General features: G+C 60.2%; 15 protein-coding genes and 2 riboswitches. Of the genes, 6 read left to right on the forward strand and 9 right to left on the reverse strand.

Annotation, left to right across the window (positions count from 1 at the left end; translation table 11 throughout):
• Nucleotides 1-90 precede the first annotated feature (90 nt).
• The gene (locus AC1DUP_RS34035; protein ID WP_477836915.1) at nt 91-1,152 is read left to right on the forward strand and encodes a LacI family transcriptional regulator; all 1,062 of its coding nucleotides are present in this window, start codon (nt 91-93) and stop codon (nt 1,150-1,152) included.
• Between the two features lie 7 nt (nt 1,153-1,159).
• Here the strand turns inward: AC1DUP_RS34035 and AC1DUP_RS34040 are convergent, their stop codons facing one another.
• From AC1DUP_RS34040 to AC1DUP_RS34070, 7 genes are all read right to left on the reverse strand, one after another.
• Entirely contained in the window at nt 1,160-2,383 is a 1,224-nt protein-coding gene (locus AC1DUP_RS34040; protein WP_113308297.1) for an adenylate/guanylate cyclase domain-containing protein, read from the reverse strand.
• 95 nt (nt 2,384-2,478) lie between these two features.
• Entirely contained in the window at nt 2,479-3,453 is a 975-nt protein-coding gene (gene nrdF, locus AC1DUP_RS34045; RefSeq protein WP_477836917.1) for a class 1b ribonucleoside-diphosphate reductase subunit beta, read from the reverse strand.
• A 179-nt stretch (nt 3,454-3,632) separates the two neighbouring features.
• Entirely contained in the window at nt 3,633-5,801 is a 2,169-nt protein-coding gene (gene nrdE, locus AC1DUP_RS34050) for a class 1b ribonucleoside-diphosphate reductase subunit alpha (protein ID WP_477836919.1), read from the reverse strand.
• Nucleotides 5,780-6,193, reverse strand: coding sequence for a class Ib ribonucleoside-diphosphate reductase assembly flavoprotein NrdI (gene nrdI / locus AC1DUP_RS34055; protein ID WP_477836921.1), 414 nt, complete (start codon nt 6,191-6,193; stop codon nt 5,780-5,782). Before nrdI ends, nrdE begins: the two co-directional genes overlap by 22 nt.
• 13 nt (nt 6,194-6,206) lie before the next feature.
• A complete protein-coding gene (gene nrdH, locus AC1DUP_RS34060; RefSeq protein WP_113296768.1) occupies nt 6,207-6,428 on the reverse strand; it encodes a glutaredoxin-like protein NrdH in 222 nt (73 codons plus the stop codon).
• A gap of 266 nt (nt 6,429-6,694) precedes the next feature.
• Nucleotides 6,695-6,921, reverse strand: a riboswitch (cobalamin riboswitch).
• Nucleotides 6,922-7,097: 176 nt separating this feature from the next.
• Nucleotides 7,098-9,422: a 5-methyltetrahydropteroyltriglutamate--homocysteine S-methyltransferase gene (gene metE / locus AC1DUP_RS34065; protein WP_477836923.1), complete on the reverse strand. Its 2,325-nt coding sequence runs from the start codon at nt 9,420-9,422 to the stop codon at nt 7,098-7,100.
• Between the two features lie 108 nt (nt 9,423-9,530).
• Nucleotides 9,531-9,736: riboswitch (cobalamin riboswitch) on the reverse strand.
• A 40-nt stretch (nt 9,737-9,776) separates the two neighbouring features.
• A complete protein-coding gene (locus AC1DUP_RS34070) occupies nt 9,777-12,077 on the reverse strand; it encodes a heavy metal translocating P-type ATPase (protein WP_477836925.1) in 2,301 nt (766 codons plus the stop codon).
• Nucleotides 12,078-12,147: 70 nt separating this feature from the next.
• Here AC1DUP_RS34070 and AC1DUP_RS34075 point away from each other — a divergent pair, with 70 nt between their 5' ends.
• Both AC1DUP_RS34075 and AC1DUP_RS34080 read left to right on the forward strand, forming a co-directional pair.
• Nucleotides 12,148-12,570, forward strand: a complete 423-nt coding sequence (locus tag AC1DUP_RS34075) for a MerR family transcriptional regulator (protein ID WP_113296765.1) — start codon at nt 12,148-12,150, stop codon at nt 12,568-12,570.
• A gap of 38 nt (nt 12,571-12,608) precedes the next feature.
• A complete protein-coding gene (locus tag AC1DUP_RS34080) occupies nt 12,609-13,820 on the forward strand; it encodes a TIGR03862 family flavoprotein (protein ID WP_477836927.1) in 1,212 nt (403 codons plus the stop codon).
• On the opposite strand, the gene AC1DUP_RS34085 is transcribed toward AC1DUP_RS34080, so the two are convergent.
• Entirely contained in the window at nt 13,807-15,678 is a 1,872-nt protein-coding gene (locus AC1DUP_RS34085; RefSeq protein WP_477836929.1) for a cytochrome c biogenesis protein DipZ, read from the reverse strand. The genes AC1DUP_RS34080 and AC1DUP_RS34085 overlap by 14 nt on opposite strands.
• A gap of 16 nt (nt 15,679-15,694) precedes the next feature.
• Nucleotides 15,695-16,183, reverse strand: a complete 489-nt coding sequence (gene msrB, locus AC1DUP_RS34090; protein WP_113296762.1) for a peptide-methionine (R)-S-oxide reductase MsrB — start codon at nt 16,181-16,183, stop codon at nt 15,695-15,697.
• A 417-nt stretch (nt 16,184-16,600) separates the two neighbouring features.
• Between msrB and AC1DUP_RS34095 the strand changes: the two genes are divergently transcribed.
• The 3 genes from AC1DUP_RS34095 (at nt 16,601) to AC1DUP_RS34105 (ending at nt 19,707) form a co-directional block, all read left to right on the forward strand.
• Nucleotides 16,601-17,560: a sigma-54-dependent Fis family transcriptional regulator gene (locus AC1DUP_RS34095; RefSeq protein WP_113296761.1), complete on the forward strand. Its 960-nt coding sequence runs from the start codon at nt 16,601-16,603 to the stop codon at nt 17,558-17,560.
• A 169-nt stretch (nt 17,561-17,729) separates the two neighbouring features.
• Entirely contained in the window at nt 17,730-19,238 is a 1,509-nt protein-coding gene (adh, locus tag AC1DUP_RS34100; RefSeq protein WP_113296760.1) for an aldehyde dehydrogenase, read from the forward strand.
• 73 nt (nt 19,239-19,311) lie between these two features.
• Nucleotides 19,312-19,707, forward strand: coding sequence for a DUF779 domain-containing protein (locus tag AC1DUP_RS34105; RefSeq protein WP_113308304.1), 396 nt, complete (start codon nt 19,312-19,314; stop codon nt 19,705-19,707).
• Nucleotides 19,708-19,715 lie beyond the last annotated feature (8 nt).

The following is a 19,715-nucleotide window of genomic DNA, read 5'->3' on the forward strand; positions in this document are numbered from 1 at the left end:
GGCTAGGAAACCCCCAAGAATTTAAATCGTTTGCATAGATTGATTGCGCGTCGGTTGCATCGTGTTAAGGTAGCCGCGACCCAGCACGGAATGTCCTCAGTGACCGAATCGCCTCAACTGCAACGCGGTGAAAATCCCGAGAACGCGCAAAGACGCGGCAAGCCGACATTGCGTACCATCGCGACTTTGACGGGCCTTGCGGTGACAACGGTTTCGCGGGCGCTCAGCGACGCCCCGCAGATATCGGTCGAGACGCGTGAGCGCGTCCACCGCATTGCGCGCGAGATTGGCTACCTGCCGGACCGGGCTGCCCAGCGCCTGAAGACTGGCCGCACCAATGTCATCAGCATTCTTCTCGATCCGCATCAGGAAGTCGTCGGTTTCGGCACCGCCATCATGTACGGCATCGCCAAGGTGCTGAAGGAGACGTCCTATCATCTTGTCGTCGCCCCGAACTTTCTGTCGACGACGGATCTCGAAGCGGCGGAATACATCGTCCGCAACAATTTCGCCGACGGGCTGATCTTCACGAGGACGGAGCCCTTCGATGCAAGGGTGCGGATGCTGCAGGAAGTCGGCTTTCCCTTCGTCTGCCACGGCCGCACCGAGTTTTCCACACCACACCCTTACGTCGATTATGACAACTACGCCTTTGCCTATGAGGCCACCCGACGTCTGATCGCCAAGGGAAGAAAGAGGGTCACGGTCGTCATGCCACCGAAGCGGCTGACTTTCAGCCAGCATATCCTTCATGGCTTCATGACCGCAGTGCGCGAGGCGGGCGTCGCCTACGAAATATCGGAGGCCGTCACGCTCGATTCACCAGCCAATGAAATCAGAGATTTCTTTCGCGCGCGTGCCGCCGCAGCCGATGTTCCCGATGGATTCGTCTGTCCGGGCGAGGTCTCGGCGCTGGCGCTTGTGACAGCCATGGGTGATGCCGGGCGGATTCTCGCGGAAGACTATGATATTGTCGCCAAGGAGACCTCGCATCTCCTGACGCATCTTCAACCGAAGATCGACACGATCTACGAAGATCTGGTCAAGGCCGGCGAACATCTGGGACAGATGCTTCTCCAGCGAATCAGCAATCCGGCAGCGGAAAACGAGACCCTGCTCCTGCCGCCTCAGATCAACTTCCCGGTCGCCTAAGCTCGCATCACTTGTCACGAAAGGCAAAGACGTCGACCGGCTCTCCGAGCCCGCGTAGCGGGAAGCTGCCGAGACTGTCCATCTCTTGGCTGCAAGTGGCCATCTCGACGAAAGCGCGGGAGAGAAGGACTGGTCGCTTGACCTCCTTCGTCAGGCTCTCGAGCCGTGAGGCGACATTGACCGCCGGACCGATGACGGTAAAATCCAGCCGCCGGCGCGAGCCGATATTGCCGTACATCACATCACCCACGTGCACGCCCACGCCATAACGCAGGGGCTCACGCCCAAGGCGTTTGTGCTGTTCGTTGAGCTGTGCCATCGCCTCCTGCCCTTCCCTGATGGCCGTCAGGAGATCCTCGCATGCCGAAGGCTTCGACAGGGGGAAGATGGCAAGCAATCCGTCGCCCATGAACTTCAGGATTTCGCCGCCGTGCCGCTCGATCGGATCGGACATGGCGTCAAAATAGTCGTTAAGCAGCTGGATGACGTCATCGCGCGGCCAGAGATCGGAGATCGCCGTGAAATCGCGCAAATCGCAGATCATGATCGCCGCGCCGACGGTCGTACCACTGCCTCGGGTAATGACGCCGGAAAGAATCTGTTCACTCGCATGCGGCCCGACATAGGTCTGCAGCAGCGTGCGCGCCATGATGTTCTTCAGCCGGATCTCGCTGACCAGCGTCAGGGCGGGCAGCAGGTCGCGCAGAAAATCCAGGTGTTCGCCGGTAAAACCGCCCGGTCGATTGGTCGAAAAGGTCACGACGTGGCGCTTGTCAAACGTGTGGTCGATCGGCCAGGCGATATATTCGGAATAGCCTTCGTCGCGCAGCTCCTGGTAGAAGGGATTGTCGTCGCCCTCCCACAAATCCTCCAGGTTCTTCCGCACCTCGTTGGCGCCGTTGTGGATCTCGTTGACCGGGCTATTCAGATACTGCGGCGTATTTTCCACGCCATAGGCAAACGTATTGATCTTTGCCTCCTTCATACCCTCGGCCCAAAGGATACGCGCGCCGATCCATTGCGGATGATTTGTGCGGAAATGCAGGCTGGAGCGTGTCACCGGCACGCCGGCGGCCAGCAGCTTCTCGCACATTTCCATCAGGATATTATCGATGAAGCGCTCGCCGCGCGTCTCGTTCACCAGCCAGTCAAGAATCCGCCTCCGGCGGATCGGCCACACGCCTTCGACGGTTTCGTTGGCCACAGCGGCCTTGTTGACAGAGGACTTCATCGAAAACTCCCGCTACGCCACATTCAACTGAATCTGCTCGCGCTGAATGTGGGCGATGGCGGGCCCGATGATAAGGGGCTTCGTGAAGTTAGGCCTCAGAAATCCCAGTCTTCGTCTTCCGTCGCGACTGCCTTGCCGATGACATAGGAGGAGCCGGAGCCGGAGAAGAAGTCGTGGTTCTCGTCGGCATTCGGAGATAGCGCCGACAGGATCGCCGGATTGACCTTGCAGGCTTCAGCCGGGAACAGCGCCTCGTAACCGAGGTTCATCAGCGCCTTGTTGGCATTGTAATGCAGGAATTTCTTGACGTCCTCGGTCAACCCGACGCTGTCATAGAGCGCTTCGGTATATTTCGCCTCGTTATCGTAGAGCTCGAGCAGCAGGTCGAAGGCAAAATCCTTGATCTCCTGCCGGCGCTCTTCGGAAAGCTTTTCAAGTCCGCGCTGGAACTTGTAGCCTATGTAATAACCGTGCACGGCCTCGTCTCTGATAATGAGGCGGATCATATCGGCCGTATTGGTGAGCTTTGCGCGGCTTGACCAGTACATCGGCAGATAGAAGCCGGAATAGAAGAGGAAGCTCTCGAGGAAGACGCTCGCGACCTTCTTCTTCAGGGGATCGCCGGACGCATAGTGCTCCATGATCAGCGCCGACTTCTTCTGCAGGAACTCGTTCTCTTCCGACCAGCGATAGGCATCGTCGACATCTGGCGTCAGGCAGAGCGTCGAGAAGATCGAGGAATAGGAGCGTGCATGCACCGCTTCCATGAAGGAGATGTTGGAGAGCACCGCCTCCTCATGCGGCGTCGCCGCATCCGCCATCAGCTTGACGGAACCGACACCGTTCTGGATCGTGTCGAGCAGCGTCAGCCCGGTGAAGACGCGGATCGTCAGCTGCTGTTCGGCCGACGTCAGTGTCCCCCAGGAGGGAATGTCGTTCGACAGCGGCACCTTTTCCGGCAGCCAGAAATTGCCGGTCAGACGGTTCCAGACTTCGAGATCCTTGTCGTCCTCGATACGGTTCCAGTTGATGGCGCGCACGCGGGAGATCGGCTTGATGGATATGTTCATGGGGCGGTCTTTCTTCCACAAATTCTAACGGAGTACGGAGCCCCCTCACCCTGCCCTCTCCCCGATGGGGAGAGGGGGACGCCGTGCAAGCGGCTTGTCTCTTCTCCCCATCGGGGAGAAGGTGCCGGCAGGCGGATGAGGGGGCTACGGGCTCGAAACTCTCGGCCAGCAGCCCAAAATCAAAGCGTGCAGGAAACGCAGCCCTGCACCTCGGTGCCGGACAGCGCCATCTGGCGAAGGCGGATGTAGTAGATCGTCTTGATGCCCTTCTTCCAGGCATGGATCTGGGCACGGTTGATATCGCGTGTCGTTGCCGTGTCGCGGAAGAACAGCGTCAGCGACAGGCCCTGGTCGACATGCTGGGTCGCCGCCGCATAGGTGTCGATGATCTTCTCAGGGCCGATCTCGTACGCATCCTGATAATAGTCGAGATTGTCGTTGGTCATGAACGGCGCCGGATAATAGACGCGGCCGATCTTGCCTTCCTTGCGGATCTCGATCTTCGAGACGATCGGATGGATCGAGGAGGTCGAGTGGTTGATGTAGGAGATCGAGCCCGTCGGCGGCACCGCCTGCAGGTTCTGGTTATAGAGACCGGAGGCCATCACAGCCTTTTTCAGTTCGAGCCAGTCTTCCTGTGTCGGGATATGAATGCCGGCATCATCAAACAGCGCCTGCACCCTCTCGGTAGCCGGCTTCCATTCCCGGTCGGTATATTTGTCGAAATAGTCGCCGGTGGCATATTTCGAATTCTCGAAGCCCTTGAAGCTCGCACCACGCTCGACCGCAAGGCGGTTGGAAGCGCGGATCGCGTGATAGGTCACCGTGTAGAAATAGATATTGGTGAAATCGACGCCCTCTTCCGAACCGTAATGGATGCGCTCGCGGGCGAGATATCCATGCAGGTTCATCTGTCCCAGGCCGATCGCGTGGCTGTCATCATTGCCCTTCTCGATCGACGGCACCGAGGAGATATGGCTCATGTCGGAAACGGCTGTCAGCGCCCGGATCGAGGTCTCGATCGTCTTGCCGAAATCGGACGAATCCATCGCCATGGCGATGTTCAACGAGCCGAGATTGCAGGAGATATCCTTGCCCATCACCTTATAGGAAAGGTCGTCGTTGAATTCACTCGCTTCGCTGACCTGCAGGATTTCCGAGCAGAGATTGCTCATGCTGATGCGGCCGGCGATCGGGTTTGCCCGGTTCACCGTGTCTTCGAACATGATGTAGGGATAGCCACTCTCGAACTGGATTTCGGCAATCACCTGGAAGAATTCGCGCGCCTTGATCTTCTTTTTGGTGATACGGGCATCCGCCACCATCTCGCGGTACTTTTCCGTCACCGATATCTCGGTAAAGGGCACGCCATAGACCCGCTCCACGTCATAGGGCGAGAAGAGGTACATATCCTCATTGTTCTTGGCGAGCTCGAAGGTGATGTCGGGCACGACGACGCCGAGCGACAGCGTCTTGATGCGGATCTTTTCGTCGGCATTTTCGCGCTTGGTATCGAGGAAGCGCATGATGTCGGGATGGTGGGCGTTGAGATAGACGGCACCCGCACCCTGCCGAGCACCGAGCTGGTTGGCATAGGAGAACGAGTCTTCGAGCAGCTTCATGACGGGGATGATGCCGGAAGACTGGTTTTCGATCTGCTTGATCGGCGCACCGGCCTCGCGGATGTTCGTCAGCGACAGCGCCACGCCGCCGCCACGCTTGGAGAGCTGCAGTGCGGAATTGATGGAGCGGCCGATCGATTCCATATTATCTTCGACACGCAGCAGGAAGCACGAGACGAGCTCGCCGCGCTGCTTCTTGCCGGCGTTGAGGAAGGTCGGCGTAGCCGGCTGGAAACGGCCGGTGATGATCTCTTCGACCAGATCGCGGGCAAGCTGCTCATTACCCTCGGCAAGGGCCAGCGCCACCATGCAGATACGGTCCTCGTAGCGCTCGAGATAGCGCTTACCGTCGAATGTCTTCAGCGTATAGCTGGTGTAATATTTGAAGGCGCCGAGAAAGGTCGGGAACCGGAACTTCTTGGCATAGGCTTCGTCGAAGAGGTCGCGGACGAAATTGAAGGAATACTGATCGAGCACTTCCTGCTCGTAATAACCTTCCGTGACCAGATAATCGAGTTTCTCCCGGAGATTATGGAAGAACACTGTGTTCTGGTTCACGTGCTGCAGGAAATACTGCTTGGCCGCCATGCGGTCCTTTTCGAGCTGGATCTTGCCCTGCTCGTCATAGAGGTTCAGCATTGCGTTCAGCGCGTGATAATCCAGCGCATCCGCTGCCTTTAGCGGTTTTGCGCCCGCATCCCGCGTCAGATTTGTCCCCGTGTCCAAAATCGTCCCATCCCGTCTTTGACATTGGCGACATCCTCGGCAGTCCCCAGAAGCTCGAACCGGTAGAGGTACGGCACCTGGCATTTCTGCGAGATCACGTCGCCGGCAAGCCCGTAGGTCTCGCCGAAATTGCTGTTGCCCGCAGCAATGACGCCACGGATGTTGGAGCGGTTTTCCGCATCGTTGAGGAAACGGATCACCTGCTTGGGCACGGCCCCCTTTACGACCCCTGGGCCGCCATCCCCGCAATAGGTGGGCGAGATCAGCACATAGGGTTCGCGGATGTGGATGTCTTCAGCGCCTACGGGAATGCGCGCCGCGCGCAGTCCCAGCTTCTCGACGAAACGATGGGTATTTTCGGACTGGCTGGAAAAATAGACGATCAGGCCCACCGTTCCTCTCCTATCAGGAGAGCGCGCTGATCATATCAGGGCGGAAGCCCGCCCAATGGTTCTCACCGGCAACGACGACCGGAACCTGCATGTAGCCCATGCCGCGCACGCGATCGAGCGCGTCGGCATCTTCGGAAATGTCGATGATTTCATAGTCTACGCCCAGACGATCGAGGGCGCGGTAGGTCGCGGTGCACTGAACGCAGGCAGGCTTGCTGTAAACGGTAACGCTCATCATGTTCCTCGTGATGTCAATGGATTCCGGACGCAGAACTAGGGTCGGGCGCCTTACGGCGTCCGGGGCAACGCTTGAGAATGATCTGACAAAGTTGGCGCTTTACACGCCTTGCATTATCCCTCGCAGGATGTGCGTGGGCGGCGGTTTTGATGCTCTCGACATGACTTCAACCCCGAAGTGCTCATGCGGACGTTCGGGGCAGCGCAACAGGTGCGGATTTGATCCGCCTGACATGCACGCAACCTTCCGGACACCCCGCCCGTGGACGTTTCTCGTTCAAGGCAGGTCTCCTGGCTCGCGGGTCGAAGCACCCTGCCCGCAGCCTTCCCAAAGCATCATGCCTCAGTGACCTGAAATCGGACAGTTGCTCGCCGCTTACAGTTGCGGGGGCAGCTCCGGCCTTGTTTCGCCTTCATGGCAAAACGCACCGTATTCCCGTCTTAGCCCTCAATCCTGACGAATCGAAGGAACCTTGAACACTAGATATAGTACTCGAATCGAAGTTGACGTCAACGGATGGTTTGTCCGTCGCGTTACGGCATGTTTGAAATTGCTACATTCCTGTGAAAAACATGGATAACGGCTGGTTAACAGCAGCAGGCTGTGGAGAAGGCCGCCGAGGCGAGAGCCGACCTATAGCCGGCTCTGCAGGAATCGATTAGGCGCTCAGACGTGAGTCATCGCTGCGGCACCACGTAACAGCCGGGCGGCGGCCACCATGTTGACGAGCGCCGGGCGCACTTCTTCCCACTTACGGGTCTTCAATCCGCAATCAGGATTGATCCAGAGCTGTCCATCCGTCAGACGCTCGCGCGCCAGCGTCAGAAGCTCGGTCATTTCCTCGACATCGGGAACGCGCGGCGAATGGATGTCATAAACACCGGGGCCGATCTCGTTAGGATATTTATAGCTGCGGAAGGCTTCCAGCAGTTCCATCTTCGAGCGTGAGGTCTCGATGGAAATCACGTCGGCATCCATGGCCGCAATGGCGTCGATAATCTGATTGAACTCCGAGTAGCACATATGTGTGTGGATCTGGGTTTCGTCGGAAACACCGGATGAGCACAGGCGGAAACTTTCCACCGCCCAGTCGAGATAGGTCTTCCAGTCCACTTTGCGCAACGGCAGACCTTCGCGAAGGGCCGCCTCGTCGATCTGGATCATCGCAGCACCCGCCTGTTCGAGATCAAGCACCTCGTCGCGGATCGCCAGCGCGATCTGCCGGCTGACATCGGCGCGGGAGAGATCGTCGCGGACGAACGACCAACTCAGGATCGTCACCGGCCCCGTCAGCATGCCCTTCACCGGCTTCTGCGTCAGCGACTGCGCATAACGCCACCACTCGACTGTCATGGGCTTCGGCCGGGAGATGTCGCCGAAGATGATCGGGGGGCGGACATAACGGGAACCATAGCTCTGCACCCAGGCATGCTGCGTGAAGGCGAAGCCGGAAAGCTGCTCGCCAAAATACTGCACCATGTCGTTGCGCTCGAATTCGCCATGGACGAGCACATCGAGGCCGATTTCCTCCTGCCAGCGGATCGCCGCTTCGGTCTCCTTTTTCAGGAAGGCATCATAATCCGCCTCGCTGATCGCCCCCTTTGTGAAAGCAGAGCGAGATTTGCGCACATCATCCGTCTGCGGAAAGGAGCCAATCGTCGTCGTCGGGAAAAGCGGCAGGCGAAGCTTTCGTTCCTGCAGGCCGGTGCGCTCCGCAAAGTCACTGCTGCGCGTCTTCATCGCCTCGTCGATTGCGGCAACCCGCTGCCTGACCTTCATGTCATGCACACGCACTGATGCAGCACGCAAGCCAACGGCTCGCGACGCGGCCGCGATCACCTCTGAAGCCGTGCCGGGGTCGCCTAACGCTGCAAGTTCGTCCAGCTTCTGGGTCGCGAAAGCGAGCCATGACCTCAACTCGTCGTCCAGTCCGGTCTCCAACTCCAGATCGATCGGCACATGCAGCAGGGAGCATGACGGTGCGATCTGCAGCCGATCAGCACCGAAATGCTGGATCAGCGGCTCGATCCTTTTCAGGATCGCAGCCAGATCCGCCTTCCAGATATTGCGCCCGTCGATGACGCCGAGTGACAGAGTCAGGTCGCCTGGCGCCTTGAGAAGGGCATCGATCTGCTGCGGAGCACGAACGAGATCGACATGCAGGCCCGCGACCGGCAGCGCAAGTGCCGTTGGCAAGTTGTCGCCGATGTCGCCGAAATAGGTGGCAAGCATGATCTTCAGGTTCGGCACCAGCTCATGCAGCGCGCGATAGGCATGTTTCAGCGCCGCCTGCTCTTCTCCCGTTATATCCAGCACCAAGCACGGTTCGTCGATCTGCACCCAGTCGGCACCGGCAGCACTCAGTTCCGCCAGCACCCTCGCATAGACCGGCAACAGGCGCTCCAGCAGGCTGATCGGCGCAAAACCGTCCTCGGTTCCCTTGGCGAGTTTCAGGAAGGTGACCGGACCGAGGATGACCGGCCGGGTGTGTATGCCAAGGGTCTTGGCTTCGATGAAGGCATCGAGCGGCTTGTTTGCCGTCATCGCAAAGGACTGATCGGGACCGAGTTCCGGCACCATGTAGTGATAGTTCGTGTCGAACCACTTCGTCATTTCCAGCGCCGGCACGCCATGTCCGTGATGGTGCTGATGGCCGCAATCGGCATGCGCCGCATCGCCGGTCGAGCCGCGCGCCATGGCGAAATAGGTATCGAGCGCAACAGGGCCGCCCTTCCAGCCATAGGTCGAAGGAATGGCGCCGACCATGACAGCCGTGTCGAGCACATGGTCGTAAAGCGAGAAATCGTTCGAGGGAATGACGTCGATCCCCTTCTCTTTCTGCAAGGCCCAGTTTTCGGCCCGCAACCGCTTCGCAACATCGAGAAGCGCGCCGGCATCGGATTTTCCGGCCCAATAGTTTTCCAGTGCGAATTTGAGTTCGCGATGCTTTCCGATCCTGGGAAAGCCGAGATTGGCAGTCTTGATGGTCATTTTCCTTACCCCGAAGGTTATGGGCAAGGCTGAGGCGCAACGCATCGACGAGATGCGGACACAGGAGTGCCGTCTCGCGCAAAGCGGCACACCGGGACACCCCGCCCGTGGACGTTATCTATCGCGGCAGGTCTCCTGGCTTGCGGGTCATCGACACCATCCAGTCTTCCCAGGCGTCTTCCCAGTGACGTCGAAGGACGGTGTCTATCCGCTTACAGTTGCGGGGGCAGCTTCGGTCTTGGCGATCGCCGCACCGAATTCCCTCTTAGCTTGGGATTGTCTGATCCCAAGAACCAACGATGCGGCAACCATGCACCCGCCGCATCGCAACGTCAAGATCACATAAAGAAATCTTTATATCTTTATACGAAGAAGGCGGAGTGCATTCATAGTCACCAGCACGGTCGCGCCGGTATCGGCGAGGATCGCCGGCCACAGGCCGGTAATGCCGACGATGGTGGTGACAAGGAACACCGCCTTCAGCCCCAGCGCGATGGTGATGTTCTGGAAGATATTACGCATCGTCCGCTTCGAAAGGTCAATCATGCGCGCAACGTCGCCGACACGTCCGTGCAGCACGGCCGCATCCGCGGTTTCCAGCGCCACGTCGGTGCCGCCGCCCATGGCGATGCCGACATCGGCAGCGGCAAGCGCCGGCGCATCGTTGATGCCGTCACCGACCTTGGCGACGAACAGCCCTTCCTTCTTCAATTCGCCGACGATGCGCTGCTTGTCCTGCGGCAGCAACTCGCCGCGCCAGTCGATGCCGAGATCACCGGCAACGGCAGCGGCCGTGCGCTTGTTGTCGCCGGTCAGCATAATGGCACGCACGCCTGCCGCCTTCAGCGTCGCGAGGCCGCTCTTTGCGTCCTCACGCGGCTCGTCGCGCATGGCGATGAGGCCGGCAGCGACTCCATCGATCAGCAGCACCGAAACACTTTTGCCCGCGCCGTTCAGGACGGCGACCTGCTCATCCTGCTCCGCACTCAAAGCACCACGCTCTCGCGCAGCCGGCGGCGACAGGAGATCGAGCGTCTCGCCGCCCACCTTGCCCGTCACACCCTTGCCCGGCAGCGCCTCAAGTTCGAAAGCCGGCGGCATCGGCACACCATCGGCCTTCGCCCGGTTGAGGATCGCCAGCGCCAGCGGATGGCTGGAGCCCTGCTCCAGTACGGCGGCTCGTGACAGCACCTGCGCCTCGGGACGTCCATAGGCAATGATATCGGTCACCTGCGGCTTGCCCGCGGTGAGCGTACCCGTCTTGTCGAAGGCAACGGCCGTCACCTTGCCAAGCGACTCCAGAACCGCTCCGCCCTTCATCAGCAACCCGCGGCGCGCGCCTGCCGAAAGCGAGGCCGCAATCGCCGCCGGCGTCGAAATGACCAGCGCGCACGGGCAGCCGATCAGCAGGATCGCAAGACCCTTGTAGATCCACTCGCCCCACGCCGCACCCATCAGAAGCGGCGGCAAGGCCGCGACAAGCGCCGCCACGACGACAACGCCCGGTGTATAATAACGCGAGAAGCGGTCGATGAAGCGTTCTGTCGGCGCCTTGGATTCCTGGGCTTCTTCCACGAGCTTGACGACACGGGCAATCGTATTGTCCTCAGCAGCGGCCGTTACACGAATGCGCAGCGCGGCATCGCCATTGACCGTACCGGCGAAGACGGTCTCGCCCGTTCCCTTGCGCACCGGCGTGCTTTCGCCGGTCACCGGCGCTTCGTCGATAGCGCTTTCACCAGACAGGATCGTACCGTCGGCGGAAATCCGATCGCCCGGCCGTACGAGAATGACGGAGCCCACAGCGAGTGTTTCCGCCGGCACTTCCTTCACCTCGCCACCCGTTTCAAGCAGCGCAATCTTCGGCACCAGTGTTGTCAGCGACTGGATGCTGGCGCGCGCCTTGCCGGCCGCAACGCCTTCCAGCAGCTCACCGACAAGGAACAGGAAGACCACCGTTGCCGCTTCTTCGCCGGCATTGATGATGACTGCGCCGACGGCGGCGATTGTCATCAGCATTTCAATCGAAAAGGGAATGCCGGCAAGCGCCGCCATGATGGCGCGCTTGGCGATCGGAACCAGCCCGACCAGCATGGCAATGATGAAGGCATAGGAAGCAATCGATGGCACCAGATGGCCCACCACATAGGCTGCCACCAGTGCCACGCCGGAAAAGATCGTCAGCCGACCCTTCTTGCTCTGCCACCACGGACCCGTCATCGGTCCATGATCATGGCCATGCAGCCCTTCGACTTCCTCCGCGCCATGCGAATGCCCGTGATCGGAATGGTCATGACCAGCATGATCATGATCGCGATCATGGCCTTCATGGGAATGGTCATGATGCTCGTGCTCATGCTCATGCGCATGGTCATGATCGTGATCATGATGTGCGTGATCATGACTACCCTTCGGCTCCTGAGCGGGCGCCTTGCCCTTGAGCGGAGCAACGGAATAACCGAGGCCGGTTACCTTCTTCTCGATCGCCTTCAGGTCGCTGCTTCCGTCATGACGCACGGTCATCGTACCTGCCGTCACCGAGACGGCGACATCTTCGACCCCGTCCATGCGCCTGACGGCCGTGTCGATTTTCGTCGCGCAAGCGGCGCAATCCATGCCGCCAACCCGGTACCGTGCCTGTGCTGCTTCACTCATGATCTAAATCCTTGCTTGTAGGCAGCCTCCTTCCTACATCCTCTAGCGACTAGAGGTGCAAGAGGAAATCATGAAAAAGATCACCATCGGCGAGGCGGCACGCCAAAGCGGCGTCAAGGTGCCGACGATCCGCTATTATGAGGGCATCGGCCTGTTATCGGCACCTAGCCGTAGCGAGGGCAACCAGCGTTCCTACGAGCCAGCCGATCTCAACCGCCTCGCCTTCATCCGTCACGCCCGTGAACTCGGCTTCGAGATCGATGCGATCCGCACGCTGCTGCACCTGCAGGACGACCCGGACCAGTCCTGTGCCTCCGCCGATGCCATCGCCAAGGCGCGCCTTATCGAAGTCGAACAGCGCATCCGCAGTCTGAACGCCCTGAAGGCCGAACTGGAACAAATGGTCGAAGGCTGCGGCCATGGCCGCGTCGACCAGTGCCGGGTCATCGAGGTGCTCGCCGACCACGGCAAGTGTGCCCATCCTCATCACTGAGACTTGCGCCAGATCACCTGCCGCGCCAAGAAGGCGTAATGGAACAGAAGACTATCGCGATCATCGGTGGAGGCCCTACCGGCCTTTCGGCTGCCGAAGTGCTGTCCGAAAGCGGCCATGCCGTTTTCATCTATGATGCCATGCCGACCTTCGCCCGCAAGTTCCTGCTCGCCGGCAAGTCGGGTCTCAACATCACCCACTCCGAAGACTACGACCAGTTCGCCTCCCGCTTTGGCGGTGCCAATTCTCGGCTGCGCGCCGCCCTCGATGCCTTCACGCCAACAAATATCCGCGCCTGGGCGGCAGGCCTCGGCACGGAAACCTTTATAGGCTCCTCGGGCAGGGTCTTCCCTAATGTCATGAAGGCTTCGCCTTTACTACGCGCCTGGCTCGCCCGGCTGGAAGCCCGTGACGTCACCTTTTTTACCCGCCATCGCTGGATCGGCTTTGCCGAGGGTGGACATGCATTCGAAACCCCCGACGGCCGCAAGACCGTTTCCTGCGACGCCACGCTGCTCGCGCTCGGCGGCGCCAGCTATCCCCGCCTCGGCTCTGACGCCGGCTGGGTATCGCTGCTTTCCGAACGCGGCACGACAATCGCGCCATTTCAGCCTGCCAATTGCGGCTTCGATGTCGACTGGAGTGATCTCTTCCGTGACCGCTTCGCCGGAGAGCCGTTGAAATCGGTCATTGCGACATCGCGCGCCGGCACATTTCCCGGCGAATTCGTTATCAGCCGGCACGGCATCGAGGGCAGCCTCATCTATGCACACGCCGCCGCTCTGCGTGATGACCTGCTGCAGCATGGCGAGGCAAGTCTGGCAATCGACCTTTCCCCCGGCCGCACGCTGGAACGCCTATCTCGCGATCTCGTCCGGCAGGACGCCAAGTCGAGCTTTTCGAACCGTCTGCGCAAGGGCGCCGGCATCGATGGCGTGAAGGCAGCACTCTTGCGCGAACTGGTGTCGCAGGCGGATCGCAACGATCCGAACAAGCTTGCTGCCGCCATCAAGTCCTTGCCGATCCCCCTGCTGCGCCCTCGCCCCATCGCCGAAGCCATATCCTCCGCCGGCGGCATCGCCTTCAGCCAAATCAACGAGACCTACATGCTGAAGCATCTCCCCGGCACTTTTGCAGCCGGAGAGATGCTGGATTGGGAGGCGCCGACAGGCGGCTATCTGCTGACAGCCTGTTTCGCTACGGGCCGAGCCGCAGCGAAAGGCATCGACGACTGGCTCAGCCGAAAGTGAAGGCAAAAGCCTGCACGCCGGGATCGAGGAAATGGATCTCGAACGTATGGTCGCCGACCGGCCCGGCCTCGCGCACCAGCTGATAGAGCCGCTGTCCCGTCACCGTACCGTTGCCGTCAGTATCCGTATCGACGCCGTGACCGTCGCCCGGCGCCTTGCCATCCACCGTCACCTGGAAGCGCACCGGCTTGCCATCCGCACCAGGTCCGAGAACCAGGTGCAGATCGCGGGCATGAAAGCGATAGTAGATGCTGCCGCCGGGAGTATTGAGCGTTGCCTGCTCGGACCCAACGGTCCAGTTGCCGGTTAGACCCCATTCGTTGATCTTCGGCGTCGTGGCAACATAGTCATGGGCTGCATCGTTGACAGTGCCCTTGTCATCGACGAAATTTTGCGAGCGCTGATAGCCGACATAAGTTTCCGGTGACTGCACGTCGGCCGTATCCGAAGCTGCTTCGGCGCCCGTCGCCTTCACATTGACGATGTCGCTTGAAACACCGGTCTTCCCGGCTTCCGCCAACAATTGCTGGATCACCCTCTCGGACTGGTCATAGTCGCCTTCGCCGAAATGATGGTGCCGGATCTGCCCCTTCGCATCGATAAAATAATGCGCCGGCCAGTATTCATTGTCGAAGGCGCGCCAGATCGCATAATTATTGTCGACTGCGACCGGGTAGGTGATGCCAAGGTCGGAAATCGCCTTCTTCACGTTGTCGACGTTCTTTTCGAAGGCGAATTCCGGCGAGTGCACGCCGATGACGACGAGGCCCTGATCCTTGTATTTCTCGGCCCAGGCTTTGACATAGGGGATGGCGCGCAGGCAGTTGATGCAGGAATAGGTCCAGAAGTCGACGAGCACGACCTTGCCCTTCAGCTGCTCAGCTGTCAGAGGCCCGGAATTCAGCCATTGCACAGCGCCGTCGAGCGGCGGCATCTGGCCTTCGACCGGCAGCTGCTCGGCAACACCCTTCGGCTTCATCGCCATCATCATCGAGTTGCCGCTCATCGTGGCGGGGTTGCCGGACATCATCATCTGATTGTTCAAAGTCATCGCCATCGAGCCGCCCCCATCCGTGGGCGTGACAACGGATTCCATGGCGCCGCCGGCATTGTCAGCCGTTTGCTGTTGCGGATGGAACCGGTCGACCAGTCCCTGTTCCAGAACATTGGTGCTGGCAAGCGAGGCCTGCGTCAGGAAACCCGTATCGAGGCCGAGCGCGATTGCCCCGACGGCGGCGAGAACCGCCACGCCGACACCTCGCCGCAGCCACTCGCCGACGCCCAGAGATCGCTTCATCGCCTGATAGACCTTGCCGCCGATGAGAAGCGCAAGCGCAAGCGATGTTGCGGTACCAAGCGCATAGGCAAGCAGCAGCAGCGTCGTGCCGACATTTGCACCCTGCAGCGCAGCACCTGTCAGGATGAGGCCCAGAACCGGCCCGGCACAGGGAGCCCACAGCAGTCCGGTCGCAACGCCAAGCAGCAGCGAGGCGGCGATGGCCGAGCCACCACCGCGGCTGCTCTGATCGGCCGACTGCGACAGTCGCGCGCCGAGCGAAACGAGCGGCCGCGTCAGATAGTCTGACAGCGCCGGAAAAAGCAGGATGATGCCGAAGATCGCAAGCAGCACGATGGCGGCATAGCGGCCATATTCATTGGCCTGCACCGCCCATCCGCCGCCGACGGCCGCCAATGTCGCGACGCCGGCGAATGTCGCCGCCATGCCGATAAGCATCGGCAGCGTGCTGCGCATGAACGGCTGCCCCGCACGCGCAAAAACAAAGGGCAGTACCGGAAGGATGCAGGGGCTGACGATCGTCAGCACCCCACCGAGATAGGCAAGGACGAAGAGAAGCATCGGAATAATCCGTCAATCAGGCAGAAGCTGGGTGGAATGTCATGGCCACGCCGTTCATGCAGTAGCGCAGGCCGGTCGGTTTCGGTCCATCGTTGAAGACGTGGCCGAGATGCCCGCCGCAGCGGCCGCAATGGACGGCATCGCGCACCATGCCGAAGGAGGTATCGTGCGTCGTACCGACGACCTTGCCATCAAGCGGCGCCCAGAAGCTCGGCCAGCCTGTTCCGCTGTCGAATTTCGTGGCCGAGGAAAACGCCTCCTGATCGCAGCCCGCGCAGGCAAAATTGCCCTTGCGCTCTTCGTGCAGCAGCGGGCTGGTGAAAGGATATTCCGTTCCCTCCTGCCGCAGCACCGAATATTGATCCGCCGTCAGGAGCTTGCGCCATTCATCGTCGGTATGGGTCACGGTGAAGGTCTCCTCCGCCATGGCGTGGCTGCCAAAGCCGAAGCGCAGGGCGAAGGCGCCAAGTCCGGCAGTGGTCAGCAGAAATCGTCTGTTCAGCATCGCGTCGCTCTCCTATCTCTACAGCATCTGCGACAGGCACTTTCATTCAGTAGACAACGATCGGCCGGATTTATTCCCGGCATTCAGATCTTTTTAGTCCACACAGGAAACTACGGAGCCATGCGTGTTTTGTTACGCAGGGACCGGCCGAAACACGCAAACGTGAAACGGTAGCTGCCGGCTGGATCGTTATATCCTTTGAAATACGATGCTGCTCCGCAAATGCGGGCCGGGCAAGCGGAAGGCCGGTCATATTGTCGCGATCACGATGCCGAGGTGGGCCGGCGCAACTGTCTCAGAAATGCGACACCCGCCATCAGGCAAATTCCATTCACGCAATCCGCCGTCACGTCGGTCTGATTGCAAAGCGGCCGCATTTACATCAGAATATGCGCAAGTTCCGTGGGAGGAGCCTCAATGCATGAACAATCCGCGCATGCGGAACATGTCTATACGAGCGCCCAGCAGAATTCCGCTGCGGCCAGCTCTCCGATCGTGGCTTCCTGGCGCCGCTGCATGACGATGTACCAGCTGGCGCCCGAGGACAAGCGCGCGCCCTTACGCCTCACGGAGCAGGAGTTCCGGCTGGCGCGGGAGCAATCCGAACAATTGATCGCTGACGCCCGTGATGAACTCGACCGCCTCTTTGCGACGGTCGGAAGAGCCGGCTGCTGCCTGCTTCTGACCGACCGCAACGGCATTGCGTTGGAGCGCCGTGGAGCGGTCGGCAATGACAAGGAATTCCACGATCTCGGTCTCTGGACCGGCTCCGTCTGGACCGAAGCCAGCATCGGCACAAACGGCATCGGCACGGCCCTTGCCGACGACCGCTCCGTCGCCGTCTTCCGCGACCAGCATTTCTATTGCTCCAATATCAAGCTCAGTTGCACCACGGCACCCATCCGCGATCATCGCGGCCTGCTGACCGCAGCGCTCGACATCTCCACCTGCCGCGACGACGTCAACGAAATGACGCTCTCCATTCTCTCGCAGGCGGTACGCGATGCTGCGATGCGCATCGAGCTCAACCTGTTCCGCTCCGCCTTTGCGGGCGCCCGCTTCGTGATGGTTCCAGCCGGCCCCAATTCCGCCAATGCGCTGCTTGCCGTGGACCGGCACGATCTCGTTCTCGGCGCCACCCGCGCTGCCCGCCTCGCCCTCAAGCTCGATGATTTGCGCATCGCCGCCGGCCTGCCGGCTTCCGATGCGCTGCATGAAGGCCGTGTTTCGCAGGAAGAGGAAATGGCAGAAGCCGAAAAGGCAGCCCTCTTGCGGGCGCTGTCGCGCACCCACGGCAATGTCTCCCAGGCCGCCGCAGCGCTCGGTATCAGCCGCGCCACGCTGCACCGGAAGATGAAAAAGCTCGACCTCCACTGAGATTGACCGAAAGGTTCAATCACGTTTTCGTGGTGCTGTCGGAACCTGTCGCAACTCTGCGACACTGTGCACTGCGGTATTGGCAAGCCGCCCTGTTCCGTCAGGCGAAAGCAACACAGATTTCCTCCCACTGGTTCGATCCGGAACCCGTTCATCAAGGGAGGATGACATGCTTCATCAAAAAATCGTCGAGTCGCCGTTCAAACTGAAATACGGCAACTATATCGGTGGCGAGTGGCGTGAGCCGATCGGCGGCAGATACTTCGACAACGTCACGCCCGTCACCGGCGGCAAGCTCTGCGAAATCCCGCGCTCCGATGAAAAGGACATCAATGCCGCGCTCGATGCCGCCCACGCCGCAAAGGAAAAGTGGGGCCGCACCTCCACCACCGAGCGCTCCAACATTCTCATGAAGATCGCCCAGCGCATGGAAGACAAGCTGGAGCTCCTGGCCCAGGCCGAAACCTGGGACAACGGCAAGCCGATCCGCGAAACCATGGCAGCCGACATTCCGCTCGCCATCGACCACTTCCGCTATTTTGCTTCCTGCATCCGCGCACAGGAAGGCACGATCGGCGAAATCGATCATGACACTGTCGCCTATCACTTCCATGAGCCGCTCGGCGTCGTCGGCCAGATCATTCCCTGGAATTTCCCGATCCTGATGGCAACCTGGAAGCTGGCCCCGGCTCTCGCCGCCGGCAACTGCGTCGTCATCAAGCCGGCCGAACAGACGCCCGCTTCGCTCCTGCTCTGGGCAGAACTCGTCGGTGATCTGCTGCCCCCCGGCGTGCTCAACATCGTCAATGGCTTTGGCCTCGAAGCCGGCAAGCCGCTCGCTTCCAGCCCGCGCATCGCAAAGATCGCCTTCACCGGCGAGACGACGACAGGTCGCCTCATCATGCAATATGCCAGCCAGAACCTCATTCCGGTCACGCTGGAACTCGGCGGCAAGTCACCCAACATCTTCTTTGCCGATGTGGCAGCCGAGGATGACGACTTCCTCGACAAGGCTCTCGAAGGTTTCGCCATGTTTGCGCTGAACCAGGGCGAAGTCTGCACCTGCCCGAGCCGCGCTCTCATCCAGGAGTCGATCTATGATCGCTTCATGGAAAAGGCCGTCAAACGCGTCGAGGCCATCACCCAGGGCAACCCGCTCGATCCGGCAACGATGATCGGCGCCCAGGCCTCCACCGAGCAAATGGAAAAAATCCTCGCCTACCTCGATATCGGCAAGCAGGAGGGCGCACAGGTCCTTACCGGTGGCTCTCGCAACGATCTCGGCGGCGAATTGTCCGAGGGCTATTACATCAAGCCAACCATCTTCAAGGGCCACAACAAGATGCGTGTGTTCCAGGAGGAAATCTTCGGCCCGGTCGTCTCGGTCACCACCTTCAAGGATGAGAAGGAAGCGCTCGAGATCGCCAATGACACGCTCTATGGCCTCGGCGCCGGTGTCTGGACCCGCGACGGCAACCGCGCCTATCGCTTCGGCCGGGAAATCCAGGCCGGCCGCGTCTGGACCAATTGCTACCACGCCTATCCGGCCCATGCCGCCTTCGGCGGTTACAAGCAGTCCGGCATCGGCCGTGAAACGCACAAGATGATGCTCGACCACTACCAGCAGACCAAGAACATGCTGGTCAGTTACAGCCCGAAGAAGCTCGGCTTCTTCTGAGAAGCGGTTGATCGTGCTATTATCGCGCCTCCTCCCTTCACGGGGAGGAGGCATTGTCTTGGAGGAGGCAATCATGGAACAGACAATCAATGGCGAACCGCGTGTCCTCGCAACCGATGCAGCGCTCGATCTCATCAAGGAAATCCAGCGCGACTACCCTGAAATCCTCTTCCACCAGTCCGGCGGCTGCTGCGACGGTTCCTCGCCCATGTGTTACCCGACAGACGATTTCATTGTCGGCGATCTGGACGTGAAGCTCGGTGAGATCGGCGGCGTGCCTGTTTATATCAGCGCCAGCCAGTTCGAAGCCTGGAAGCATACGCAGCTCATCATCGACGTCGTGCCCGGCCGCGGTGGCATGTTTTCGCTCGATAACGGCCGCGAGAAACGCTTTCTCACCCGCTCCCGCATCTTCGGCGGCGGCGAGGCCTGCGCCATTCCCGATGTCAGGGCCCGCGAGACGACCTGAACCGAAAT

The sequence above is a fragment of the Rhizobium sp. 01L419 genome, from assembly GCF_056400025.1.